Here is a 25,309-nt window from a genome sequence, read left to right on the forward strand (position 1 = left end):
ACCTTGGATTAAGAGAGATAAAAGTGAAAAAAATAATAATAGCCCTAACTGTAATTGTACTTATTGCGTCTGCATTTTTTGCGGGACAGTTTTTTAACGGCAGTGACTCATCAGAAGAAGGCCCGCAAGCCGATATAACAAAGGTTGAATATCATCAAATGGAGCGCTTCATTATAAGCGTATCAGAAGGGTCAGTTGCGCGTTATTTAGTGCTCGACTTAGTACTTGTAACTTCGCCGTCTATTTTCAATACAGGGACAGAAGCGATGGAGCCGCTAGTGAGAAATGTACTCGTAAAACAGTTTGCTAATATGAGCCACAGCCAAGTAAAAGAAGCTTTTAAAGATATCGATGCAATTCAAAAAGATTTACTCGAGCAGTTTAATGTGGTTTTAGCAAATGCGGTTTCAGTTCGATTAGATAACGTACTCGTTACGAACGTCTTCATTCAATAGGTCATCGCTATGATGCTGCAAGAAGAGTGGGGTGAGTTAATAACAGAACCACCAGTCACCTTTACACCACAAAAAGAGACGCAACTATTATCGCAGTACGCTTACTTGGTTAATCGGGCGGCTGCACACATGCGCACTCAAGTGGGCATTATTGTCGATAGTGATGATATTTACCAAATAGGCATTATTGCGCTGCTTTCGTCTATTCGTCGCTATGGCCGGGATTTAGATGAGAAATTTGCTGCATTTGCGTTTAAGCGTATTCGTGGTGCTATGTTAGATGAATTTAGGCGTGTCGATTGGCGCCCTCGCCAGTTGCGGCAGCAGTCTCATCAGCTTCGTGATATGAGCCGTTCATTGCAAAAAAAGCTTGGTCGTGATGCAACAGACACCGAAATGTGTGAGGCGTTAGGGATTAGCCATAAAGAGCTTATTCAGCTGCATTACAGTGAGCAAGCTGAAGCATTTGATAGCCTTGAAGCGCTATTGGAGGCTAATCCTAACTTAGCACTTACCTGTGCACATACACACGAAAAAGAAGAGACAGCAGCCACCCTCAAAGTGGCGATGAGCAAACTAAATACCCGAGAAAAGCTGCTCTTACAATTATATTACATGCACGAAATGAATATGAAAGAAATAGCATTAACGCTCGATTTAACCGAGGCACGTGTTTGCCAACTTCATAAACAAGCACTTGAAGCGCTCACACAAACGCTTCAAAAAATCTAATACCTAAGGAATAAAGAATGCAAAGAGTTATAGGTTTAATAGTAGTACTTGCAACAGTATTAGGTGGTTTTGCGTTTGCGGGCGGCAACATCGCCACTATGTGGCAGCCATACGAGTTTTTAATTATTTTTGGCGCAGGCTTAGGGGCGCTAATTGTGGGTAATTCAAAATATGTACTGACAGAAATGTTATCGCAATTAAAGTATCAATTTATTAGTGGTAAAGGAACCGATACGTCTGAGCTTTACCATGACTTGTTACTGGTTATTTACTCTTTATTAGATTTAGCCAGAGTGAAAGGTATAAAGGGATTGGATGAGCATGTTGAAAACCCAGAAACTAGTTCTATTTTTCTTGCCTACCCTAAAGTGTATGAGTTCCCTCAGCTAGTAACTTTTATTTGCGATAACTTGCGTTTATTTAGTATGGGAAAAATTAACTCGCATGATTTTGATGCCATGTTAGAGCAAGAGATTTACACCATTGAAGAGCAGCGCCTAAAGCCTTCTCATTCATTGGCTAATATTGCTGAAGCTATGCCTGGTTTTGGTATTTTAGCAGCGGTTGGCGGCATTATTATTACTATGCAGCACCTTGATGGACCTTTGAGTGAAATTGGCTACCATGTAGCTGCGGCGTTGGTGGGTACTTTTATTGGTATTTTTGCTTGTTACTGTTTAATTGCACCGCTTGCCTCAGCGATGGAGCAGTATGTGAAAAAACAAGTAGCGATGTTTGAGTGTGTGCGTGCCATGTTAGTGGCGCATGCTAAAGGGCATGTGCCTATTGTGGCGACTGATTCAGGCCGAAAATTAATTAATGAAGAAATTAAACCGACCTTCACCACTATGGAAGAGTGGATCAATAATAAGGCGGCTTAATAATGGAAAACAAAAATCAAGAAATCGTTATCAAACGCTCTCGTAGAAGAGCAACCGAAAAGCCTCATGGTGGTGCTTGGAAGGTTGCCTTTGCCGATTTTACTTTGGCGATGATGGCGTTTTTTATGGTGATGTGGATTATGGCGATCACCAATGAATCAGAGCGTGAAGAAATAGCACACTACATGCGAACTCACTCAATTTTTGATGGTGGCCCCGCTATTTTTGACCCTCAAAATAGCCCATTCCCCGTTGATTTAGGGGGTTCTCCTTCAGTAATTAAACACCTAGAGTCGGGAATTACGCCTCCAGACTCTCCAAAACCTGGAATGAGTGAAGTATTACAAGTACCCGATGGCACCGTTGAGCCTAAAGCTGGGCAAGGCGAGAAGTTAAACTCAGCGATTGATAGCCAATTTGAAGCTTCATCTGAGCTGAGCTTATTACTGGAAAGTATTGAGGAACTCAGTAAAGAAGAGTTACTAAAAAATAACTTACTAGTTGAAGAAGTGCCCTTGGGGCTAAGAGTGATTATTAGAGACGACAAGCATCATCAAATGTTTGAACGCTCAAAGTCGCAAATGACCCCATTTTTTGAAGATCTGTTTCTATACCTTGGCGGCTTAGTTAAAGACATTAACAACAAAATTATTATTTCTGGGCACAGCGATGCCAGCTTATTTGTTGATGGCAGCTCTCGTAATTGGGACATTTCTGGCGATAGAGCGCAGCAAGCAAGAAAAGTAATGACTATGGGCGGAATGCCATCAAGTCAGGTACTTCAAGTAAATGCGTTTTCATCAAATCGGCCAATTAATAAAGAAAATAAGAAAGCCAGCGAAAACAGACGTGTTGAACTGCTGATCTTAACTAAAGATGCGCAGGATAAATTTAACCAATTATTTGATGATAGCAACATTAACAATCCGATAAAAAAAGCGGCTGGTGCGGCAACGGCTAACAAACCCGTGCTACGTCTTGAAGAGAATTATGAGTAACCAACCAGACACTAAACGAAGTTACAAAAGATGGAACTTAAACCTCAAAGATAATTACGAGCCTGAGTCAGTTCAGCTTGGCGGAGTAGGCGTGCAGTTATTACGCCGTTGTTTTATTGATATTTCACTATGCCATGGTGTGGCAAAAGATATTAGCGTGGGCGGTGTGGGTTTATTAGTGCCTGCTGAAAAGACGATCCCCAATAAAGTTATTGTGGTGTTTGATAAAACTAATCGATTGGCAGGCAAGGTGATGTATCGCCGTGCTGTGAGTGAAAAATTAATGTTTTTAGGGGTTGAGTGGATAAGCAAAAATGAGCGCTTACGCAGCGATATAGTTAATCGTTTACAGTTACAAGCCCAATTGAAAAAAGCCAAAAAGACGAGCATAAGCTGAATATAAATGAATCAGGAAAAACAGTGGTATGAGTAAAACGTTAAACGCTAAAACAAAGCTAATTAAAGCGAAAAATTCTGAGCATATTACTCCATTTGCACTCACGCTTGAGCAAAGAGCATATGAACAAGCACAACAAAAAGCAGCGCACATAAACGTTAATATTCGTAAAACTTTGGAGTTAGAGCTAGCCCAATTGTTTAACGACAGCCGTTTTGATGTCGATATTTCGCCTTGTTCGCATTCGGTTATTAACAGTTGGTTTAAAGAATCCCCAAGGATATTTCTTGCCTGTCCTTTATTTGCGCCTACTCAAGGTGAGGCCTATTTAGCGCTTGATTATCAAAGTGCATATAAAACAGCGGATTTATGCTTAGGTGGGCAATTTAATAATGTTAACAGCACAGAGCAAGTCTCTGACGAGGTGAATAACGAATTAAGCTCAACAGAAAGCCGTATTTGTGGTCGTTTACTACAGCGCCAAGTGCAGGGCATTCAAGGCTTATTATTTAGAGAACGCTCAGCGTTATTAGGTGAGATACAAAAATCTCATACCTTACCTGAAGCATTACAATACTTAGCCTTTAAAGTGCGGTTTATATTAGAAAACCAAGTAATAAGTTGGTTTTTATGGCTGCCAATTAGCTTTTTTTGCGCAGCTGATAGCGAGCAAGACTCTGCAAATAGTAACACACTCAATACTGATATGTGGGCACAGTTTGCGGTGCAAGGTCAGATTGAAATGGCGAAGAAAAAAGTCACTTTAAAGCAATTAAAAGCTTGTGTGGCCGGCGGTGTATTACCCATTGAACTTAACGAAGCAGCGCTATTTAACCTAGGCCATAAACAAATATTTAAAGGCCAAGTCGTTGAGCAAGAGACTGGCTTAGCATTTCAAATTACACAATTATCAAATAATACAACGAGTAACTAAATTATGAACGAGAACCTTGATAGCGCCTTAGCGGGCTTAGAGCTTGATGCTTTTGATGGATTTGATGACAAATCTGCTGATAAAACTAATGAAGGGAATATGTCATTTTTTCAAGATGTTCCTTTACTCGTCACTCTTGAAGTAGCAAGTACTGAAATTACCTTAGGCGAGCTTAGTCAAGCCAAAGAAGGCGATGTGCTTAAGCTAGACAAAGTAGCTGGTGAAGCGCTTGATGTAAAAGTGAATGGGGTATTTTTTGCTAAAGCAGAAGTGGTAATGGTTGAAGGGCAGTATGGTTTGAAATTTGCTCAAACAGATACCGCAAAGGATCAGTAAACAAATGAATAAACGCGTAATTTTTAAAGTTAGCCTACTGTTAATCATGTTGTTTTTACCAAGCTGGCTAAATGCAGAAGAACTTACGCTGTTTTCTCTAAAAGATACGGCCGACGGACAAGACTACAGCGTTAAACTGCAAATACTCTTATTAATGACGGTATTGAGTTTATTGCCTGCGCTACTGATGGTTTTAACGTCGTTTACCAGAATCATCATTGTATTGGCGATTTTGCGCCAAGCTATGGGGTTACAACAAAGCCCGCCGAATAAAATTTTAATTGGCATCTCACTGATGCTCACTATGTTGATTATGCGACCAGTTTGGCAAGACATTTATCAAAACGCGTATACGCCTTTTCAGCAGCAAACCATAGGATTAGAGGAAGCTTTACTCACCGCAGAAAAGCCTTTGCGTGCTTTTATGCTCAGACAAACTCGCGAAAGTGAATTACGCCAAGTGTTATTAATAGCCAATGAGCCAACCACTCTCACCGCGCAAGAGATTCCGTTTGAAGTGTTAATGCCTGCGTTTGTATTAAGTGAGCTCACAACGGCCTTTCAAATTGGCTTTATGTTATTTATTCCTTTTTTAATCATTGATTTAGTTGTTAGTAGTGTGCTGATGTCTATGGGTATGATGATGCTATCACCGCTGATCATCAGCTTACCGTTTAAGCTCATGGTATTTGTACTTGCCGATGGCTGGTCAATGATAGCAGGTACGCTGGCAGCAACATTTGGAATGTCACCATGACCCCAGAAATGTCGGTAGAGCTTATTTCAAGCGCAGTTTACACCATCATAAAACTGATTTTAGTCTTAATTGTGCCGGGTTTAATACTTGGTATTGTGGTGGCTATTATTCAAGGTGCGACCTCTATTCAAGAGCAAACCCTAACGTTCTTACCGCGTATGTTATTAACCTTATTAATGGTGGTATTTGCGGGACATTGGATGCTACAAATTATGATTGATTGGTTTGATAAGCTCAAATTTATGTTACCTGGGGTATTTGGTTGAGCTCATTACTCTCTTTAACGTCTACTGATTTAGTCAGCTGGATGGGCACGCTTTGGTGGCCATTTGTACGCTTTTCTGCACTTTTATGGTCTATGCCGGTATTTGACAATCCGGCGGTAACGCCACGCTCTCGTATTTTAGTGTCTATGATGTTGGCTTTTTTAGTTGCTCCGCAGTTACCACTTGCACCTGCTATTGACTTGTTTTCTTTAGATGCCGCCATCTTAACCTTCGAACAAATTATTTTTGGGGTAATGATGGGGTTATCGCTGCGTATTTTGTTTGAAGTAATGGCAATGATAGGGCTGATCTTATCCATGCAGATGGGCTTATCAATGGCGCTTGTTATGGATCCCGGCAGTGGTAACCAAGTGGCATTATTGGGACAGTTATTTTGGATTATGTGCGCATTACTTTTTTTTGCCGCAGATGGTCACTTAATAACTTTGCAGGTTATGGTAGAGAGCTTTCATAGCTTCCCGATTGGTCGCAGTATTTATGAGTTTGATATTCAGGCGATTATTATGTTGTTTGCGTGGATGTTTTCCTCTGCTTTATTGCTGTCACTACCAGGGATAGTCGCCATGTTATTGGTTAACTTAACCTTTGGTGTAGCAAGTAGGGCGGCGCCGTCATTAAATATTTTTGTATTGGGTTTCCCTATGTCGCTATTGATGGGGTTTTTCTGCGTATTTATGACCTTAGAGTACACAGGAAGTGCGTTTTCAAGGCTAACGTATCATGTGCTAACAACCTTTGCACAGGCGATGAGGTAGCGGTATGTCTGAAAATAGCTCGCAAGAAAAAACAGAACAACCCACAGAGAAACGGCTAAAAAAAGCCAAAGAAGACGGCCAAGTCGCGCGCTCAAAAGAACTCAATACCGCTATTTTATTAATGGTCAGTATTGCTGGACTATTGTGGTTTGCCAATTTATTTTACAGCTTATTTGTAAACTTAATGAACAGTACTATGGTGCTGGATCACTCTATTATTAATAATAAAAAAATGATGCCCATCGCATTGGGTGACGCCATTATGAATATGCTATCAACCCTTACGCCGTTTTTATTATTAAGCTTTTGCGCAATGTGGATCACTGGGTGTTTACCTGGCGGGTTTGTGTTTTCAAAAAAACTCGTGGCGCTAAAAATGAGCAAGCTCAACCCACTAACCGGGTTAGGCAAAATGTTTGGTAAACAGTCGTTAGTTGAGCTACTTAAATCAATACTAAAAATAACCTTACTGGCGATTTGCTTATATACCTTTTTAACTAAGCTGTGGATGCAGCTGATGGTATTACAAAACTTAGATATAAAAGTGGCGATAGGCCAAGGCATTGAGTTGTTATTTTTATCGTTAATGATCACGGTAACTTTACTACTTTTTATTGCAGTTATTGATGTGCCTTTTCAGCAAAAACAGATTGCTGATAAAATAAAAATGACCCACCAAGAAGTAAAAGAAGAGCGTAAATCTTCAGATGGTAGCCCTGAGATAAAAAATAAAATTCGGCAAATACAATATCAGCAATCGAATAGAAAAATTGAAGAGCGTGTACCCACTGCTGATGTGATTGTCACTAATCCTACTCATTATGCTGTGGCAATAAAGTACAGTGAAGAAGCGGCTAAAGCCCCTTATGTTGTCGCTAAAGGCGTAGATGAAATGGCGCTGAGAATACGCGAAGTCGCCCGCATGAATAACAAAGAAATTATAGAGATCCCCGCATTAGCACGGGCTATTTACTTTTCGACTAGGGTCGACCAAGAAGTGCCCAACGGCTTATACAGTGCGGTTGCCTATGTACTGACCTATGTATTGCAATTAAAAGCATACAAGCAAGGGCGAGGACAAGCACCCGCCGCATTGCCTGAATTAACAATCCCTAAAAACTTACAGAAACCTTAGATGTTGGAGTTATAATTTGAACTGGCGCAGTTTTACTCAACCTTATACCGCTATTCCTATTTTGCTGTTAGCTGTTTTGTCGATGGTTATTTTGCCATTACCAGGATGGTTATTAGATGCATTATTTACCTTCAACATTGTATTGTCGGTGATTGTATTGTTAGTCGCTGTATCGACTAAAAAACCGCTCGATTTTTCTGTATTTCCGACTATTTTGTTAGTCGCCACCTTGATGCGTTTAACCCTAAACATTGCTTCAACACGTGTGGTATTACTGCATGGCCATGAAGGCTCAGATGTGGCAGGTCGCGTTATTCAGGCCTTTGGTGAGGTGGTTATAGGCGGTAACTACGTCGTTGGTATTGTGGTGTTTGTTATTTTAATGGTGATTAACTTTGTGGTTATTACCAAAGGTGGTGAGCGTATTTCTGAGGTGGCTGCACGCTTTACTCTAGATGCCATGCCCGGTAAACAAATGGCAATTGACGCCGATTTAAATGCCGGATTAATTGGCCCTGAGCAAGCAAAAGAGCGACGCAGTACTATAGCCCAAGAGGCCGATTTTTATGGCTCTATGGATGGCGCCTCTAAGTTTGTGCGCGGTGATGCCATTGCCGGTTTAATTATATTAGTGATCAACCTGTTGGGCGGTGTATCAATAGGTGCTTTCCAACATGGTTTAAGTTTAGCCGAAGCGTTCCAACGTTTTGCGCTGTTAACTATAGGTGATGGCTTAGTTGCGCAAATTCCTTCGTTGTTACTCGCGGTTGCTGCGGCAATTATTGTTACGCGTATGAACGATGAAGGCGATGTAAGTGAAGCAGTAGGTAAGCAGTTACTTGCCTCTCCGCGTGTTATTTTTACTGCTGCATTAATTATGGTTACGCTTGGTATTGTGCCAGGTATGCCCACTGTCGCCTTTTTAGGGTTTGCCGCGCCATTATTTTATGTTGCTTGGCGATTACAACGCTCTCTCCCCGATAACTCTTTAATTGAAGCCGAACAAATGACCGACACCATTTTAAGTGAGCAACAGGCTAACTTAGAATGGGGAGATATTTCTCATGTTGATAAGTTGTCGGTTGAGCTTGGCTTTCGTTTGGTTTATTTGGCCGATAAAGACAAAGGGGAAGAGCTGGTAAAAACCTTAAGAGGTGTGCGTAAAAATCTTTCTGAGCAACTTGGGTTTTTATTACCGGAGATCAGAATAAAAGATAACCTAAAATTAAATCCACAAGAATACAAAGTAAACTTAGCCGGTGTGCCTGTTGCAAGTGCTAATGTAAACGCCAAAGAGTTACTCGCGTTAAATACCGGTGATGTATACGGCAGCTTAGATGGTGAATTAACCACTGATCCTGCTTATGGGCTTGAGGCCGTTTGGATAAAAGATGACAGCAAAACCCAAGCATTAAATATGGGTTACTCTGTGGTTGATTTAGGCACCATTATTGCTACTCATACCGGCAAAGTGATCAAAGAACATTTAGATGAGTTATTTAGTTATGAAGACGTACAAAAGCTAAATGAACGGCTAAAAGAAATCTCACCTAGCTTAGCCGAAACCTTCGAAAAAGCATTACCGACTAATTTACAGCTAAAAGTGATTCGTTTACTACTAAAAGAACACATAAGTATTAAAGACATAGTCACTATTGCCGGCACATTAATAGACAGCGTAGAGGTAACTAAAGATCCGATTTTGCTGGTTTCAGACGTACGCTGTGCACTGCAAAAAGTATTGGTAAAACAGGTGATGGGTAATCGTGATGAACTCAGTGCTTACAGCCTAGATGAAAAGCTAGAAAGCACTTTACAAAGCTCACTTGATCAAGCCATGCAGGCGGGCAAAGTAGTACTAGATAGTTTTGCGGTAGATCCTAATTTACTGGGGCAATTTCAACGCACCATGCCGATGATAGTCGAAGACATGAAATCAAGAGGTGTAACACCAACATTAATTGTGGTTCCACAGCTAAGACCGCTGCTGGCACGTTATGCTAAAACTTTTACTAAAGGCAGCTTAGTCGTTCTTTCTTATAATGAAATTCCAGATACTATCCGCGTAGATATACTCGGTTCGTTAGGATAAATAGTTGTAAATGTAGTGTAAAATGAATTGACTATGAATTTTATAGAGTAATGTTTGCATTTAGTGATATTTAGCTATAGTCTACTGTTTTTATTGTACATAATTACTAGTTTTTATGTTGGTTTAAAATAATGCATAAGTAAATTAAACGGCAAACTATGCGAAAGCATAGGACGCAAAGCTTCCAGTCTAAGGCAATCGCTACGATCGTGGGGTTACATTAACTTAGTGATATTCATTAATACTGTGTTTGTATTTGTTGTATTTCGCTATTGATTTAAAAAACTTAATTGTTCTATTTAACTTTATACGGAATATACATGAATAGATTAACTCAGCTTATTAAATTTGCATTGCCCTGTGCTGTGTTTGTGTTGCCGCAGGGGCACGCATCAGAGCAAAATCTGGTGCAAAGCTACGAAAACTCCACCTGGTCAGTCAGTAGCAACCCGTTTGCTTGCTCTCTCAAGCAGCGCTTTGATAATTATGCGCTACTTGAAGTGAAATCAGTACCTGCACAACAGCAACAACTTGTATTTACTTGGCTTTTACAAGATAAACCGATAAAAAGTTTGCATGTTCTCTCTCGTAAAGCCGATTGGCAGCCAGCAAATACAGTTCTCACGCCGTTAAACTTTATGTCTAAAGATATTAAAGACAATGAAATACAATTTTCTGCAGATATGACACCGTTACTTCGCGTTATTAAGCAGGGCGGTTGGTTAGACAGCATTATAAACTTTGGTGATGAACAACTTCGCCTTACCTTTACTAATACCCATAGCGATAAAATAGTTGCAGATTATCAGCAGTGTTTAGCTAGTTTATCTCCGCTTTCTTGGGAGCAAGCACGCGACCATCAATTACAGTTTGCTAGTGGGCAGCGCACAGTAACAACGGCTAAAGATCTTAAATTTTTAAAAGATTTAGTGCGTTACATCTCTTTAGACAGCCGTGTAAGTAAAGTACTGGTTGATGGCCACACGGATAATACGGGCTCGCCGCTATCAAATCGGCTGCTTTCAAAAGAAAGAGCAGATGACGTTGCTGCCAGACTCATTGAATTTGGTTTACCAAAAGACATGTTAGAAGTAAGAGCGCATGGTCAACGTTATCCCATTATAAAAAATTCAGAGCAGGGCGCATCGTCTAATCGCCGTGTTTTAGTTCGTCTTTTCCGACACTCAAGTTAATTGCATCGCAAAGGAATAATATGAGTCAAAGATACCTTTTATGGATCAGTGAACAACAGCCAACGTCTGAAATTCAGCAGGTTGTATTTGCCGAAAACTTTAAGTTTCTGCATACAAACTCCATCAGCGATGCGGTTAGTCACTGCCTTACCAGTAAGCCAGAGCTTGTGTTTGTTGATGCAGATACTCAACAGCTCGAACTGGTTGAATTAGTAAAATTACTGCGTAAGACATGCCCCACTTCGCAAATTGTGACGTTAGTCGATTCTTCACAAAGTGAAATTGCTTCAAAAACAATTAATGCCGGTGGCGCAGTTGATTATTTATTAAAACCTTTCTTTGCAGAACAGCTTAAAAAAACAATCAGAAACACTGATTCAATGAAGCATGGGTTTGAAGATTTAATCGCTGCTTCAACTAAGTCACAGCAAGTACTTCGTTTGGCTAATCGCGCAGCTCAAACCGCCGCAGGGGTGTTGATCACCGGCGAATCGGGAACAGGTAAAGAGAAGTTAGCGCACTTTATTCATAAAGCTTCAGAGCGTAGAGATAAGCCATTTATTGCGGTTAACTGTGCCGCTATTCCTGAAAATATGCTTGAAGCCATGTTATTTGGTTTTAATAAAGGCGCGTTTACCGGCGCGGTGAATGCTCAGCCAGGTAAATTTGAGCTGGCCAATGGCGGCACTATTTTACTTGATGAAATTACTGAGCTGCCATTGGATTTACAAGCTAAATTACTGCGAGTATTACAAGAGCGAGAAGTTGAAAGACTCGGCAGTCATCAAAAAATAAATTTAGACATACGCATTATTGCCGCCTCTAACCGCGTATTGCGTGAACAAGTTGAGCAAGGCACATTTCGTGAAGATTTATTTTATCGACTAGATGTATTACCGCTTAGTTGGCCTGCACTTCGGGATCGTGTTGATGACATCATCCCATTGGCTCATCACTTTATAAAAAAATACGGCAACTCTGAGTTTCATATTAGCAAGCAAGCCGAAGATGTGATGCTTTGTTACAACTGGCCGGGCAATGTACGAGAAATTGAAAACGTAATCCAACGAGCTTTAGTGATGGCCAGAGGCGTTGAAATTCAGGTTGAAGATTTAAATTTACCAGCATGCTCACCAGCGGCAGTCGATTTCTGTGCTTCTCAGTTAAAAGAGAATAAAAAGCAGGCGGAGTTTGATTATATATACAGTTTATTGAGTCGATTTAAAGGGCATCGCACCCAAACTGCACAGGCGCTTGGCGTAACTACCCGAGCATTAAGATACAAAATTGCCGCTATGCGTGAATGCGGTATTGATATTGATGCAATTGCATAATTTGAAGGAAAAAAAGAATGTCGCCAATTGAAAGTCAACAAATGATGCTGGGCAAAATGATGGACATGCAAAAAATTGCAGGTCCAGAGAGTATAGAGCCGGCTGCTATCAGTAATCAAAATGTAAATATTAGTGAAGATTTTAAGCATGTTATTCGCTCTATCAACGCCCAACAAAATATTGCCGGTGAGATGGTTAAAGCCGTTGATACTGGTGAAAGTGAAGATGTGGTAGGCGCAATGATCGCTAGTCAAAAAGCGGGGCTTAGTTTTTCTATGCTGATGGAAATGCGCAATAAAGTGCTCAATGGCATTGATGATGTCATGCGCATGTCACTGTAGAGGCTGATATGAAAGGAGAATTAGCAAAAGTACCTGAGCAAAATGAGAGTAACCTAAAAGAAAGAGTGGTTAATCTCTCAAACAAATTAAACTTCGGCAACTCAGGTGACAGAAGTGTTGCAACTATTGCATTGTTAGCCACCTTAGTGGCGGCGACCATAGTCCTTATTTTATGGACCTCGGCTAAAAACTACGTACCGCTTTACGGTAATCAAGAAAGCTATGATAAAGCCAATATTTTAGAAATTTTAGATAAAGAACAAATCACGTTCCGCATTGATACCGACAGCGGTAATATTTTAGTGCCACAAGAAAAACTGGCTGATGCGCGAATCACGCTTGCGGCTAGAGGAATAAAAGCCTCTATGCCTGAGGGTATTGAGAATATTAGCGACAAAGTGTCTATGGGCACTAGTCAATTTATCGAATCTATGCAATACCAGCATGCCTTAGAAGGTGAGTTGGCACGCACCATTATTAACATGCAAGGCATACGTAATGCGCGCGTGCACTTGGCAGTCCCTAAGCGTAGCTTGTTTGTTGGTCGTACAGAGCAAAAAACCGCAGCGTCTGTGATGGTTGATTTAGCGCCAGGGCATGAGCTTAAACCAGAGCAAGTGGAAGCCATTATTGCACTGATTATTGGCAGTGTGCCTGGGCTTGATTCTCGTTCTGTGTCGGTGGTGGATCAGCGTGGTAAATTACTCAGCGGCGACTTATTTGATACCACCCCAGTAGGCAAAGAAACCGATAAAAAGCTCGCCTTTATTGAAAAAGTTGAGCGCAATATAGAGCAACGCGCCTCTATAATGTTGTTGCCAATTTTGGGTGAAGGTAATTTTAGAATTCAGGTTTCCAGTGATGTTGATTTTAGCGTGGTAGAAGAAACACGTGAAATGGTTGATCCACAAAATGTATTAACCCAAGAGTTTATTAAATCAGATAGCACCTTAGATCAACTGGCGGCGGGCATTCCTGGCTCTTTAGCTAATGAGCCACCTGTGCCTAATGAACAAGCTGAAGATGAAAACAACGAGCGTACTTCACAACGAAGTGAGAGTAAGCGACAGTTTGAAAATGGTCGCTCAGTGACTCACACCCAATTTGAAGTAGGCCGTATTAAAAACATGAGCTTATCAGTACTTATTAATGAGCAAGTAGCTGGAACAGCTGATGGCTGGAGCGAAGCAAAGCTCGCTTCATTAGGTGAAATGGTAAAAAAAGCCACGGGGTTTAACGACGCACGCGGCGATCAATTTAACATCACTAGCTTTGCCTTTGTAGAGCAAAAGATTTTAGCACCGGGTGAAGGCCTTGAGTGGTGGCAAATGCCCGAGCTTAAAGAGTATGCCCGTTATATTGTGGGTACTTTAATTAGTTTATTACTGATTTTATTTGGTGTGCGTCCTTTAGTTAATCACTTAATAAAAGGTAAGAGTAACGAAGCAAACAACGCCATGGCAACCGCTGATAATGAAGTTAAATCAGCCTCTGCAACAGAAAGACAAAGCAGTCCGCTTGATGACGCCATCAATGCTAAATCGCAAATAGAAAACTTAACCGCCAAAGAAGGCGCAGGCGAACATCAAAATATGTCGTTACCGCAAATAGGCAATGACTTTGAAGAACAAATAGCGCACATGCAGTTACTTGCTAATAAAGAAACCGAGCGTGTCACGTCGGTAATAAAATATTGGGTAGAACAAGGAGTTGAAATTGAATCAAGAAAAGCTTGATAAAGGCTCACAATTACCGGCGTTAGATCGCGCCGCTATTTTATTGCTAAGTATGGGCGAGGAAAATGCCGCCAGTGTTATTCGTAAATTAGGCCGCCGTGAAGTACAGGCTATTTCTGAGCGCATGGCTAAAATTTCAAACGTTACTCAACAGGACGTTGCAGGCACCTTGAGTGAATTTTTTGATTGCTACCGCAATGAAAGTGGTGTCAATGGCGCGTCGCGTGTGTATTTAGAGCGAGCACTTGATAAAGCTGTCGGCCGTAAGCTTGCCAAAACTATGCTTGATGATATTTATGGTGGTGCGATGAATGACGATTTACGTCGTTTAGAGTGGATCCCGCCAGAGCTTATTGTACGCTTTTTAGATCAGGAACATGTGCAAATGCAAGCGCTGTTTTTGGCCTTTTTACCTCCAGAGCAAGCCTCAGCCATTATTGTACTGTTTCCAGAATCGAAGCATGATGATTTACTGTATCGTATTGCCAGCCTTCGTGAAGTGAGCGAACACGTTATTGATGATGTGCGTTTAACGCTTGAATCGTGTATTGAATTTGTTGGCCGCCAAGTAGGTGCACAAGTGAATGGTGTCGATAAAGCGGTAGAAATTATGAATCGTTACAACGGTAATAAGAGCCAAATTATCGAACTCATGAAAAAACATAACACTAACGTAGCTGATGAAATACAAGAGAAAATGTACGACTTTGATGGCTTAATTAAGCAAACAGACGAGACACTAACCTTGTTGCTTAATGACATTCCAGATGAGTTATGGACGATGTCGTTAAAGGGTGTAAACAGTGAGTTTTTAGCGCGTGTTTTAGGTGCATTACCTAAACGTTTAGCGCAGGTGTACCAACAACAAATTGATGGTTTAAGCGCGCAACCACTGAGCAAAGTGATTGCCGCCAGAAAAGAAATTATGTCGATAGTAAGAGACATGAGCAAACAAGGTGATATTGAATATCGCTTATTTGAAGAAGAGACCGCAGGCTAACTATGAGTCAAGCATTTAGGTTTCCCACTTTAAATAAAAATGAGCAACATCAAACGCTGCAAGAGCGTTTAGATGCTGCTCAGCGTGTTGGTTTACAGCAGGGCTTTGAAAAAGGTCTTGCGCAGGGGGCAACCGATAAGCAAAGTGAGTTAGAGCAACAAATGGAGCAACAAATAGAGCTACGGGTTGCTGAACGTCTTGAAGCGCAAAAAACACAGCTTATTGAACGTTTTAACACTTTATTTGATAAAGCTAATAATGAGCTACTTAACTTTAATGATGAGTTTAAACAAGACCTTGCCTTAATGATAAGCACCTTGGCTGAGCAAGTTATCGACTGTGAGCTAAAAGTACGCCCCGAAATACGTACTCAGTTGATTGAAAAAGCTATTTCCTTACTTAGCGACCGTGATGTAATAACTAAAATTATGTTCGCAGGCTCTGATCGTCACTGTTTTGATGATGCACGTTTAGCTGAGTTTTCAGTGCCGACTTATTTTGACGAAGCTCTGATCAGTGGAGACGTTGAACTGGTGGCAGAGCAACAAACACATCGATTTTCTTTTTCAGAGCGATTACAAAGCCTTTTGGATGAAGTGATACCTGAAATTTTAAAAGCACAGCCGCATGACTAACCCTTTACATACCAGCTTAAAGTCTGCGCTGAAAGCGATAACCCCGCCTGAATTAGTAAAAAGTTATGGCCGCTTAACGCGAGTAAATGGTTTAACGCTTACCGCTACCGGTGGGCAATTTGCTATGGGTGAAAAATACCAAGTAGAAAGTGTTGATGGCCACTGGTATGACGCTGAAGTCGTAGGCTTTAATCACGATGAAGCCTATTTAATGCCCCTGAAAAAAATTCAAAATTTATATTCAGGTGGACGCGTTAGGCCAGTTATAAAAAACAACCATGTGGCTATTTCAGAAAAGTTATTAGGGCGTGTGCTTGATGCGCAAATGCAGCCGATTGATAACTTAGGCCCACTTGAACAAGACAGTACAAAAAGCGCCAGTAAATTGGGTAACGATTATTCTTTAACGCCGCTGGAGCGCAAAGGCGTTATCGAGCCGTTAGATGTGGGTATTCGCGCTATTAATAGCTTATTTAGTGTGGGAAAAGGCCAGCGTTTAGGGCTATTTGCAGGTTCGGGTGTAGGTAAAAGTAAGTTGCTTGGCATGATGACCCGCTTTACCTCTGCCGATGTGGTTATTGTAAGCCTTGTCGGTGAGCGTGGTTGGGAGGTAAAAGATTTTATTGAGCAAAGCCTTGGTAAAGAAGGCTTAAAAAAAGCCATTGTAATAGCATCGCCAGCAGACGATTCTCCCTTATTGCGTATTAAAGCGGCCGAGCTTAGCCATAAATTGGCGGCCTATTTTAGAGATAAAAATTCAAATGTATTGCTGTTGATGGACTCATTAACCCGTTATGCGCAAGCACAGCGAGAAATTGGCTTATCGGTAGGTGAGCTGCCTGCATCCAAAGGATACCCGCCATCGGTATTTAGTAAATTGACTCAACTGGTCGAGAGTTCGGGTAATAGTGAAAAAAGCAAAGGCAGCATGACCGCCATTTATACAGTATTAGCTGAAGGCGATGATCAACAAGATCCAATAGCCGATAACGCCCGAGCAATTCTTGATGGCCATATAGTATTGGATCGCACCTTAGCAGAAAAGGGCCACTATCCGGCCATTAATATTGGTTCATCGATTAGCCGAGTAATGCCAAATATAGTAAGTGATGAGCAGCTAAGCTTTTGTTATAAATTGAAAAAGCTTTACAGCCGCTATATGCAAGTGCATGAGCTTATTCCTTTAGGGGCGTATCAAGCAGGTAAAGATCCGGAACTCGATAGTGCGGTAAATTTGTACCCACAAATCGAATCATTTCTATGCCAAGGGTTGAACGAACAAGTGGATTTTTCACAGTCAATAACTCAATTAAATGCAGTGATGGGTAAACTGAATGCTTAATAAATTTTTAGGATTACAACAACAAAAATTAGATAAAATGCTGGCCGAGCAAACTCAGTTGCAACAAAGAAGTAACCTAGAGCAGCAACGCTTATCGCAGCTTCAGCAGCACATAAACAGTATGGATAAAAACCAGCAAATGAGCTCGGCGCTGAGCTTACAAAATTTATCAGGGATGAAGCGTATTTTGTCTGGCTTATCGACGCAGCAACAAGCGCGCATTGATGATTCACAGCAAGATGAATTACGTCAGCAGCAAGCTTGTTTTAAGCAAATGAGCTTCACCAAAGGCATAGAAGGGATAGTGAGTAATAGGCATCGTGCTGATCAAAATAAAGCGCAGCAGCAAGAGGCTAAAACGTTAGATGAAATGATCAGCCAAGCACATAGTCGTACTCTGCATAAATAACTGCTAATTTTTGCTACAATGGCGGCAAAGTAATTTAGGGTAAATAGCGTGCTGCCGGTTCAAGAAATATATACTTCACTCATTGATGCTTTAAAAGCCAACCCAATCACCTTACTGCAAGCGCCGCCTGGTGCTGGTAAATCAACATGGTTGCCATTACAGCTTATGCGCGATGGGCATTATAAGCACATCGTCATGTTAGAGCCGCGGCGCTTGGCTGCAAGAAATATTGCTAACTATTTAGCGCACTGCCAAAATGAAACGCTAGGGCAAAGTGTCGGTTTACGGGTGCGAGGTGAAAGTAAAGTCAGCACACAAACTCGCCTTGAAATAGTTACCGAAGGCATGCTTACGCGCATGTTACAAAATGATCCTGAGCTTAGTGATGTTGATTTACTTATTTTTGATGAGTTTCATGAGCGTTCCATCGCAGCAGATACCGCACTGGCTTTTGCTTTAGAATCGCAAGCGGCACTGCGTGAAGATTTAACCATTATGTTGATGTCGGCCACCCTTGATAGCGAACGCTACACTGGGTTTTTTAATTGCCCAGTAATTCAATCAAACGGGCGAAGTTACCCCATTGACGAAATATATTGCCCAATAAAAGATGAAAGCCGCTGGCTCGATGCTATTCCACCAATAATAAAACAAGCACTCAATGAGCAAACAGGCAGTGCGCTGGTATTTTTACCTGGCCAGCGTGAAATACTGCGAGTGCAGCAAGCGTTGATCGACTTGCCCAGTAATTGTATTGTTGCCACATTATTTGGCGAACAAGATAAAGCCAATCAACAAGCAGCAATTGCACCAGCGCCTCAAGGGATGAGAAAAGTAGTATTAACGACCAATGTTGCCGAAACAAGTTTAACCATTGAAGGTATTAGAATTGTTGTTGATAGCGGCAAGCGCCGTGCAGCCAGCTTTAATTTAAAAACCGGTGTCACTGAGCTCACTACGCAAAGTATATCGCGTTCATCGGCAGTACAACGCGCAGGGCGTGCAGGACGAATAGAACCAGGGGTTGTGTATCGGTTAGGTTCCAAACAAACTTTTGAAAGACGAAACAGCCACGATAACCCTGATATTCTTACCTCAGATATTAGCCAACTGATGCTTGAGGCGAAGCAGTGGGGCGCAAGTATTAGTGAACTCACCTTACTTGACCCGCCGAGTGAGCAACAATCCAGCCAAGCTACTAATTTATTATCTATGCTTGAAGCCATAGATAGTAACGGTAAGCTCACCACGCTGGGTAGTAAAATGTTGGGCTTTGGTGCCGATATTCGCTTAGCGCATATGTTATTAAAAGCGCAAATGTTAGAACCACAGTTAAGTGGGATTTATCGCTTAGCTATTTATTTAGTGGCCTTACTAGAAAACCGAGTTAGCACTGCCAATGAGCTCAACCTAGCACTGCATAGTCAACAACAACGACCACATCCGGTGTTTAAGCAGCAATTAAATTATTGGTTAAAACGCTTAAAATTTACCGACAGTCGTACAGATTTAAACACTGAACATTTAAGCTTATTAGTGTCGCTTGCCTATCCAGATCGGATTGCTAAAAAACGTGGTAATGGCTACTTATTAGCAAATGGTGCAGGGGCTGAACTAAACCCTGATTATTGGCATAATGACGAATATATAGCTATTGCCAGTATGGGCGGACATAAAGGCGGGCGTATTTTTGCGGCCACGGCGCTAAATCCATTAGCACTTAAAGAGTATTTACCGCATTTATTCACTGAGTTGACTCGCTGCGAGTTTGATGAAAAAGCCGCTCGGTTTATTCATCAAGATGAAGTAAAACTTGGGGAAATTACCCTTAGTAGCCAACCAAGTAAACATAAGCTTGATAAAACAGAGCGGGCCAAGGCATGGCTTAGTTTGTTTGCCAAACAGGGCTTTTCACTGTTTAACGAGCAAAAAGAAAGTGAGCAACTACTTATTAGAATGTGCCTAGCCAGCAAATTGATGCCAGAACAGTTTCCTGTTATTAATCAGCAGCAGCTCATTGAAACAGCAGGTGATTGGTTAGGGGTATACCTTGAAGATATTAAAACCCTTGAGCAACTTAAAAAGTTTAATTATTTTGAGGCACTACAAAACAGTTTTAATTGGCAACAGCAAAGCGAGCTAAAATCTTTACTCCCACTGCGACTAACAGTACCAAGTGGCTCTAACATAAAAATTGAATACCAACTTGATGGCCCCGCCAAGCTCAGTGTGCGCATGCAAGAAGTATATGGTTTAACCAGTACACCTATGTTAGCTAACGGTAAATTAGCATTGCTAATGGAGTTGTTGTCTCCAGGCAAGCGTTCACTACAGTTAACCCAAGACTTAGCACATTTTTGGGATAGTAGTTACCGCGAGGTACAAAAAGAGATGAAAGGGCGCTACCCCAAGCACTTTTGGCCAGACGACCCTGCCAATAGCGTTGCCACCAATAGAGTAAAAAGCAGAATGTGATCACGCTTCCTTAATGTCACTTAATGTTAAACGTTGACCATACAAATAACGAACATTTTTGGGCGTTTTACAAGCACTAAACTATTATTACTTTAATGCTGATATTTTACTGGGTAAGACTTATTACCCTAGTGTACATATGAGCAGTAAGGTAGCGAGCGTTTGTAACTAATTGAAGATGCAGCTAACAATCTAAAAGTGATAATAGAGGGAACATGCATGAAAGGCGTTATCTTTAGAGGGCTTGAGGCACTGGTTATTGAAAAATGTGGCATGGCAGCATGGGACGACTTACTTGAAAAAAATGCACCGGAGGGTCGTGTTTATATTTCTGCAGAAAGTTATCCAGATGAAGAAATAGTTGGTTTAGCACAAGATGTAGCAACTGCACTTTCTATGTCTATGCCAGAGGTATTAAAGGCCTTTGGAGAGTATTTATTTTCTCACTTAAAGGCACGTCATCCAAGCATTGTTGCTAACTTTAATTGCTTTGCTGATCTCATTATTGGTATTGATAAAGTAATCCATGTTGAAGTAGCTAAGCTTTATCATGAGCCTAATCTACCTGAAATTGACGCCCAAATTATTGAAGACGGGTTTATTTTAATGCGTTACAACTCTAAGCGACAGCTTTGTATGTGCGCCGAAGGGCTTATTTTTGGTGCTGCGGCTCATTATGGGGTTGATGCTAAACTTAATCATGCTCAGTGCATGCATGATGGGTTTGATTCGTGTTTAATTGAAATAAAATATGAGACTCCCCATGGCTGAAGACGACTACAATTATAAAAAAGCGTATTTGCGCGAAAAATCAGCTAGAGATCAATTAGAAACCCTACTAGAAGACAAAACACGGGCATTGTTTATTGTTAATCAAGAGCTGGAAGAAAAGCTCGAAACGGTCAAAAACCAACAAATAACCTTAATGCAAAGTGAGAAAATGGCCACGTTAGGCACACTTTCTGCTGGTATGGCCCACGAAATAAATAACCCGCTTGCTTACATAACCAGTAATGTAGCAAGTATAAAATTTATAAAGCCCGTGTTGGTTTCGCTAATGACGGCGGCTCAACAATTTGTAGATAAATCGATTTCAGTATCGCAGTTAGAGTCTATTTTAGTTCAGCTCAATCAAGAGAACGATTTAAGCTTTATTGTGGATGATATTGATGACTTAGTTGATGATACCCAAGAGGGTTTAGAGCGTATCGCTCATATTGTTAGTAACCTTGTCGACTTTGCAAGCCTAAAAGACAACGTAACTGCAATGGCAGATATTACAGAATCATTAAATGGCACGCTAAAGCTACTCGAAAACCAGCTGGGAACGTGTGCTATAGAGTTACACATTGAAAAGTTACCCCTAACGCAGTGTAATATATCATCGATGAAACAAGTCTTTGTAAACTTATTAATTAATGCCAAACACGCTTGTGATGACTTGCACGATCAGCAAGGAAAAGTAACTATTAAACTGTTTGCCAATAAAAACAATATTTACATAGAAGTGGCAGATAACGGCTGTGGGATGGACGCTGATACACTTAAACAAATGTTCGATCCTTTCTTTACCACTAAACCCGTAGGCCAAGGCACAGGTATGGGAATGGCTATAGTTTACAATGTACTTAAAGAGCACAATGGCACTATAGAGGTTGAAAGTGAAGTGGGTAAGGGGTCTTTAATACGTTGTGTAATACCTATTACTACATAACTTTGTAAGCTTAAAGTTTACAATATAGGCATAGCTACAAAGTGTGTTGTGGCTATTGAGCTTAGGTATTAGTATCTTAACTCGACACTTCTTGTCCGCCGTGTTGCTCGGCTAAATCATCAAGTTCGGCAACGGTATAATCAAATCCGCTTTCATCATATTCGTAGCTTACTTTAACGCTGTCGCCGCCATTAAAAAGACGTGTTTTTACGTCATTGACTGGCCAATCTTTTAATTCGTGTAAAAAGCGGTTGGCCACTTGTGATGACTCAAATCGGTAACTAATCTCTGTTTTCATAAATAATAATACCCTGATAATTTTACCCCCGTAGTTTGTTGATTTTTACCAAGGAGTCAAGTTATCTACTTTAAAAGGGTAATAAATTATGACTTTATAGATACTTATCAGTCATAGTAATCTAAATTGGAGTGTTAACAGTATAAAGCTGTTTAAAAAACAATAACCATATAACAATAACGGAGTAGGCAATGAAATATTTAGTGAGCTTAGTTGGGCTTATCGCTTTTTTAATGGTGGTACTACCGGGGCCCCTTTATAAATTTAATATTGTTGAACTAGGCACTGCTTTTGCCGGTTTTAGATTAGGTGTTTATGTTGGTGGGGCAGCATTAGCCTTATTATTAGTTCAAGTGCTATTCATGCGTAAAACAGTGAGCTTAGCCAGTGCAGTGATCACTGTTATTTTTGCAGCAGTTGCTATTGCAATGCCGCTTAACATGATGAATACAGCAAAAAGTGTTCCGCCAATTCATGATATTTCTACCGATTTAATTAACCCTCCTGAGTTTGTTGCGGTTGTGCCTTTGCGTGCTGATGCACCTAATCCTGTTGCATACGCGGGAGAAGAAACGGCAGCGCAACAACGAAAAGCATACCCAGAGCTAAAACCGCTCGAGTACAACCAAACGCAACTAGAGTTAGTGGCAGCTACAACAAAAGCCATGGAAAACCTTGGTTGGGAACTGGTTAATAGCGATGTTAATAATGGCATTGTTGAAGCAACAGACACCACAACCTGGTTTGGCTTTAAAGATGATGTTGTCGTGCGGATTAACGACAAAGGCAGTAAGCGTGTGGTAGACATACGCAGTAAATCTCGCATTGGTAAAAGCGATTTAGGCAAAAATGCCCAGCGTATTAAAACCTTGATTGACGAGTTAAACGCCGTTGTGGTGCAGTAATTGATAAAAATAGCCCAGCATTACGCTGGGTTTTTTGCAGTTGCTACGTCAGTTCATGTTCAGAGCTGATAATGCATACTGTGTGAGTTATAAATTTTAATAAACTATGGAGTTATTATGAAAACAGTCGGATATGCAGCAAAAAGCCAAGGTTCTGAGCTTACAGAGTTTTCTTTTGAGCGCCGCGATTTACGAAATAACGATGTAGCAATAGAAATTTTATATTGTGGTGTGTGCCATTCAGACTTACACGCAGTGCGTAACGACTGGGGGGGGAGTAATTACCCATTAGTTCCTGGGCACGAAATTGTAGGTAAAGTAATTTCGGTTGGTAGCGATGTTACCAAATATCAGCAAGGCGATACCGTTGCTGTAGGCTGTATGGTTGACTCGTGTCAAAGCTGCGACCAATGCCATAATCACGAAGAGCAATTTTGTCGTGAAGGCATGGTTGGCACTTACAGTGGCAAAGACAGAATAAATGGTGAAATGACTCAAGGTGGCTACTCTAAGCATGTAGTGGTGCGTGAAGAATTTGTGCTTTCAGTACCTAAAAATTTAGAGCTATCTCGCGTTGCGCCTTTATTGTGTGCTGGCATTACTACTTACTCACCGCTGCATAAATGGGGTGTTAAAAAAGGCAGCCGTGTTGCAGTTGTCGGCCTTGGTGGGCTTGGCCATATGGCGGTTAAAAATGCCGTGGCAATGGGGGCAACGGTTACGGTTATTGGCCGTACTGAATCTAAAAAAGAAGATGCTATTGAGCTAGATGCACAGCACTATTTAGTGTCGAACAACGATGATGAAATGAAAGATGCGCAATCAGCGTTTGATGTGATTATTGATACTATACCGGTAAAGCACGACCTATCACTGTATACACCGCTACTTGATATTGACGGCACGTTAGTGATTGTTGGCCAAGTAGGCCCTGTTGATGAGCTAAACACAGTGCCATTGTTAATGGGTCGTCGTCGAGTGGCAGGATCCTTAATTGGTGGCATTGCAGAAACACAGCAAATGCTCGATTTTTGTGGTGAGCACAATGTATTACCTGAGTGTGAAATGATCAATATAGACGAAATTAACACCGCTTATGAGCGCATGGAACGCTCAGATGTGCGCTACCGTTTTGTTATTGATATGGCGTCGATTAACGTATAATTAATTAAAATAATGAATATAACAAGAGCCGCTATACGCGACTCTTTTTATACTTAATACGCTGCAGCCGTTTGTTTTGCGCTTTTATTGTTTATTTGTATAAAGCTAAGCCACCACATAAATAACCCGCCTAAAAATAATGCTCCTGCAACATACCCGGTTTGATTTGGTTGTGCCCCTTGTGCAAACGAAAGGCTGGTTTATATGGCCTTGCAAGCCACTCGCTCATTAAAAGCAAGATATATTAGATTGAAATGTAATGCTAGCTTGACTTTTTGTATGGTATGAATGATATTTGTAAAGTAAACATTACTTTTTAAATAGGATTAAAGCAATGAAAACAGAATTAAATTTAAAACAACGCCAAATTAAAAATACTAGCTACTTGGTTAAATGTACCTTGATTTGGTTACTCACCTTAGCGTTATGTAGCTTTGGCCCGACATTAATTTGGGATCGCGCCGAGATAATTAGCGGCTTTTTTATAGTTGTAAATGTAATAGCCGGCATTGTAATGATTTTGGCTAACAAACGTTACTTACAGGGGATGGATGAGCTGATGCAAAAAATACATCTCAGTGCCATGGGGTTTACCCTAGGTGCAATATTGGTCGGTGGGCTTGCGTACACTAACTTGCAATTGAGTGGCTTAATTGATTTTAAAGCACAAATACCCGATTTAATGTTTTTAATGGGGGCAGTGTATTTAATTAGCGTGTATGTACTTAACAAACACTATTGTGCAGGTGATGAATGAAAAACCGATTAAAGGTATTAAGAGCCGAGCATAACTACACCCAAGCAAGGTTGGCCGAACTGCTTGATGTTTCTCGCCAAACTATTAATGCGATTGAAAAAGGTAAGTTTGATCCCAGCTTGCCACTGGCCTTTAAAGCAGCAAGGTTGTTTGAGTTAAAAATAGAAGATATTTTTGACGACGAACAGGGTTAAAAATTAACAAAGTGCGACAATATGTCGCGCTTTTTAGATTGCTACAGCACGTA

Annotated in this window: 28 protein-coding genes, 1 pseudogene and 1 riboswitch; of the genes and pseudogenes, 27 read left to right on the forward strand and 2 right to left on the reverse strand. The window is 40.9% G+C overall.

Annotated elements, in window-relative coordinates:
• The first annotated feature begins 23 nt into the window (after positions 1-23).
• From AC0VZ5_RS04490 to AC0VZ5_RS04600, 23 genes are all read left to right on the forward strand, one after another.
• Positions 24-455, forward strand: coding sequence for a flagellar basal body-associated FliL family protein (locus AC0VZ5_RS04490; protein WP_138607568.1), 432 nt, complete (start codon positions 24-26; stop codon positions 453-455).
• Between the two features lie 9 nt (positions 456-464).
• Positions 465-1,187 (forward strand): FliA/WhiG family RNA polymerase sigma factor, encoded by a 723-nt coding sequence (locus tag AC0VZ5_RS04495; protein ID WP_178955428.1) that lies wholly within the window; start codon positions 465-467, stop codon positions 1,185-1,187.
• Positions 1,188-1,204: 17 nt separating this feature from the next.
• A complete protein-coding gene (gene motA / locus AC0VZ5_RS04500; RefSeq protein ID WP_138607572.1) occupies positions 1,205-2,068 on the forward strand; it encodes a flagellar motor stator protein MotA in 864 nt (287 codons plus the stop codon).
• A gap of 2 nt (positions 2,069-2,070) precedes the next feature.
• Positions 2,071-3,066, forward strand: coding sequence for a flagellar motor protein MotB (locus tag AC0VZ5_RS04505; RefSeq protein WP_232735465.1), 996 nt, complete (start codon positions 2,071-2,073; stop codon positions 3,064-3,066).
• On the forward strand, positions 3,059-3,463 hold the full coding sequence (locus AC0VZ5_RS04510) for a PilZ domain-containing protein (RefSeq protein WP_409424911.1): 405 nt from the start codon (positions 3,059-3,061) through the stop codon (positions 3,461-3,463). Before AC0VZ5_RS04505 ends, AC0VZ5_RS04510 begins: the two co-directional genes overlap by 8 nt.
• 28 nt (positions 3,464-3,491) lie before the next feature.
• Entirely contained in the window at positions 3,492-4,397 is a 906-nt protein-coding gene (locus AC0VZ5_RS04515) for a FliM/FliN family flagellar motor switch protein (protein WP_475474460.1), read from the forward strand.
• A gap of 3 nt (positions 4,398-4,400) precedes the next feature.
• Positions 4,401-4,733: a FliM/FliN family flagellar motor switch protein gene (locus tag AC0VZ5_RS04520; RefSeq protein WP_055011667.1), complete on the forward strand. Its 333-nt coding sequence runs from the start codon at positions 4,401-4,403 to the stop codon at positions 4,731-4,733.
• 4 nt (positions 4,734-4,737) lie between these two features.
• On the forward strand, positions 4,738-5,490 hold the full coding sequence (gene fliP / locus AC0VZ5_RS04525; RefSeq protein WP_075170636.1) for a flagellar type III secretion system pore protein FliP: 753 nt from the start codon (positions 4,738-4,740) through the stop codon (positions 5,488-5,490).
• The gene (locus AC0VZ5_RS04530; RefSeq protein WP_138607580.1) at positions 5,487-5,756 is read left to right on the forward strand and encodes a flagellar biosynthetic protein FliQ; all 270 of its coding nucleotides are present in this window, start codon (positions 5,487-5,489) and stop codon (positions 5,754-5,756) included. The genes fliP and AC0VZ5_RS04530 overlap by 4 nt, the downstream gene beginning before the upstream one ends.
• Positions 5,753-6,532, forward strand: coding sequence for a flagellar biosynthetic protein FliR (fliR, locus tag AC0VZ5_RS04535; protein WP_055011669.1), 780 nt, complete (start codon positions 5,753-5,755; stop codon positions 6,530-6,532). Before AC0VZ5_RS04530 ends, fliR begins: the two co-directional genes overlap by 4 nt.
• A gap of 4 nt (positions 6,533-6,536) precedes the next feature.
• Entirely contained in the window at positions 6,537-7,667 is a 1,131-nt protein-coding gene (gene flhB / locus AC0VZ5_RS04540) for a flagellar biosynthesis protein FlhB (protein ID WP_138607584.1), read from the forward strand.
• A 16-nt stretch (positions 7,668-7,683) separates the two neighbouring features.
• Positions 7,684-9,759 carry a flagellar biosynthesis protein FlhA gene (gene flhA, locus AC0VZ5_RS04545; RefSeq protein ID WP_010391191.1) on the forward strand — a complete coding sequence of 692 codons (2,076 nt, stop codon included), beginning with the start codon at positions 7,684-7,686 and terminating at the stop codon, positions 9,757-9,759.
• A 140-nt stretch (positions 9,760-9,899) separates the two neighbouring features.
• Positions 9,900-9,982: riboswitch (cyclic di-GMP riboswitch) on the forward strand.
• Positions 9,983-10,079: 97 nt separating this feature from the next.
• On the forward strand, positions 10,080-10,952 hold the full coding sequence (locus AC0VZ5_RS04550) for a MotY family protein (protein ID WP_464709555.1): 873 nt from the start codon (positions 10,080-10,082) through the stop codon (positions 10,950-10,952).
• A gap of 20 nt (positions 10,953-10,972) precedes the next feature.
• Positions 10,973-12,286 carry a sigma 54-interacting transcriptional regulator gene (locus AC0VZ5_RS04555; protein ID WP_464709552.1) on the forward strand — a complete coding sequence of 438 codons (1,314 nt, stop codon included), beginning with the start codon at positions 10,973-10,975 and terminating at the stop codon, positions 12,284-12,286.
• Positions 12,287-12,303: 17 nt separating this feature from the next.
• Positions 12,304-12,627, forward strand: coding sequence for a flagellar hook-basal body complex protein FliE (fliE, locus tag AC0VZ5_RS04560; protein ID WP_010391195.1), 324 nt, complete (start codon positions 12,304-12,306; stop codon positions 12,625-12,627).
• Between the two features lie 8 nt (positions 12,628-12,635).
• Positions 12,636-14,363: a flagellar basal-body MS-ring/collar protein FliF gene (fliF, locus tag AC0VZ5_RS04565; RefSeq protein ID WP_409424915.1), complete on the forward strand. Its 1,728-nt coding sequence runs from the start codon at positions 12,636-12,638 to the stop codon at positions 14,361-14,363.
• A complete protein-coding gene (locus AC0VZ5_RS04570; RefSeq protein WP_010391197.1) occupies positions 14,344-15,363 on the forward strand; it encodes a FliG C-terminal domain-containing protein in 1,020 nt (339 codons plus the stop codon). The genes fliF and AC0VZ5_RS04570 overlap by 20 nt, the downstream gene beginning before the upstream one ends.
• Before the next feature lie 2 nt (positions 15,364-15,365).
• The gene (locus tag AC0VZ5_RS04575; protein ID WP_475474461.1) at positions 15,366-15,998 is read left to right on the forward strand and encodes a FliH/SctL family protein; all 633 of its coding nucleotides are present in this window, start codon (positions 15,366-15,368) and stop codon (positions 15,996-15,998) included.
• Positions 15,991-17,340: a FliI/YscN family ATPase gene (locus tag AC0VZ5_RS04580; protein ID WP_475474462.1), complete on the forward strand. Its 1,350-nt coding sequence runs from the start codon at positions 15,991-15,993 to the stop codon at positions 17,338-17,340. The genes AC0VZ5_RS04575 and AC0VZ5_RS04580 overlap by 8 nt, the downstream gene beginning before the upstream one ends.
• Positions 17,333-17,749 (forward strand): hypothetical protein, encoded by a 417-nt coding sequence (locus AC0VZ5_RS04585; protein WP_010391201.1) that lies wholly within the window; start codon positions 17,333-17,335, stop codon positions 17,747-17,749. The genes AC0VZ5_RS04580 and AC0VZ5_RS04585 overlap by 8 nt, the downstream gene beginning before the upstream one ends.
• Before the next feature lie 48 nt (positions 17,750-17,797).
• On the forward strand, positions 17,798-20,224 hold the full coding sequence (gene hrpB / locus AC0VZ5_RS04590) for an ATP-dependent helicase HrpB (protein WP_475474463.1): 2,427 nt from the start codon (positions 17,798-17,800) through the stop codon (positions 20,222-20,224).
• A 219-nt stretch (positions 20,225-20,443) separates the two neighbouring features.
• Positions 20,444-20,995: a heme NO-binding domain-containing protein gene (locus tag AC0VZ5_RS04595; RefSeq protein WP_013464409.1), complete on the forward strand. Its 552-nt coding sequence runs from the start codon at positions 20,444-20,446 to the stop codon at positions 20,993-20,995.
• Positions 20,988-21,938: a sensor histidine kinase gene (locus AC0VZ5_RS04600; RefSeq protein WP_475474464.1), complete on the forward strand. Its 951-nt coding sequence runs from the start codon at positions 20,988-20,990 to the stop codon at positions 21,936-21,938. The genes AC0VZ5_RS04595 and AC0VZ5_RS04600 overlap by 8 nt, the downstream gene beginning before the upstream one ends.
• Positions 21,939-22,014: 76 nt before the next feature.
• Here AC0VZ5_RS04600 and AC0VZ5_RS04605 read toward each other — a convergent pair whose 3' ends face one another.
• Positions 22,015-22,236 carry a hypothetical protein gene (locus AC0VZ5_RS04605; RefSeq protein ID WP_008108632.1) on the reverse strand — a complete coding sequence of 74 codons (222 nt, stop codon included), beginning with the start codon at positions 22,234-22,236 and terminating at the stop codon, positions 22,015-22,017.
• A 191-nt stretch (positions 22,237-22,427) separates the two neighbouring features.
• On the opposite strand from AC0VZ5_RS04605, the gene AC0VZ5_RS04610 reads away from it, so the two are divergent.
• Both AC0VZ5_RS04610 and AC0VZ5_RS04615 read left to right on the forward strand, forming a co-directional pair.
• Positions 22,428-23,141, forward strand: a complete 714-nt coding sequence (locus AC0VZ5_RS04610; RefSeq protein WP_138607600.1) for a DUF1499 domain-containing protein — start codon at positions 22,428-22,430, stop codon at positions 23,139-23,141.
• Positions 23,142-23,258: 117 nt separating this feature from the next.
• Positions 23,259-24,305 carry an NAD(P)-dependent alcohol dehydrogenase gene (locus tag AC0VZ5_RS04615; protein ID WP_475474465.1) on the forward strand — a complete coding sequence of 349 codons (1,047 nt, stop codon included), beginning with the start codon at positions 23,259-23,261 and terminating at the stop codon, positions 24,303-24,305.
• A 53-nt stretch (positions 24,306-24,358) separates the two neighbouring features.
• Here the strand turns inward: AC0VZ5_RS04615 and AC0VZ5_RS04620 are convergent.
• Positions 24,359-24,499, reverse strand: a pseudogene (locus AC0VZ5_RS04620) (MFS transporter); the annotation flags it as partial.
• A 140-nt stretch (positions 24,500-24,639) separates the two neighbouring features.
• On the opposite strand from AC0VZ5_RS04620, the gene AC0VZ5_RS04625 reads away from it, so the two are divergent.
• Positions 24,640-25,062 carry a hypothetical protein gene (locus tag AC0VZ5_RS04625; protein WP_010391213.1) on the forward strand — a complete coding sequence of 141 codons (423 nt, stop codon included), beginning with the start codon at positions 24,640-24,642 and terminating at the stop codon, positions 25,060-25,062.
• Positions 25,059-25,256, forward strand: a complete 198-nt coding sequence (locus AC0VZ5_RS04630) for a helix-turn-helix transcriptional regulator (RefSeq protein ID WP_008108814.1) — start codon at positions 25,059-25,061, stop codon at positions 25,254-25,256. Before AC0VZ5_RS04625 ends, AC0VZ5_RS04630 begins: the two co-directional genes overlap by 4 nt.
• Positions 25,257-25,309: the final 53 nt, after the last annotated feature.

Source organism: Pseudoalteromonas sp. QJM3NY_12, assembly GCF_056173165.1.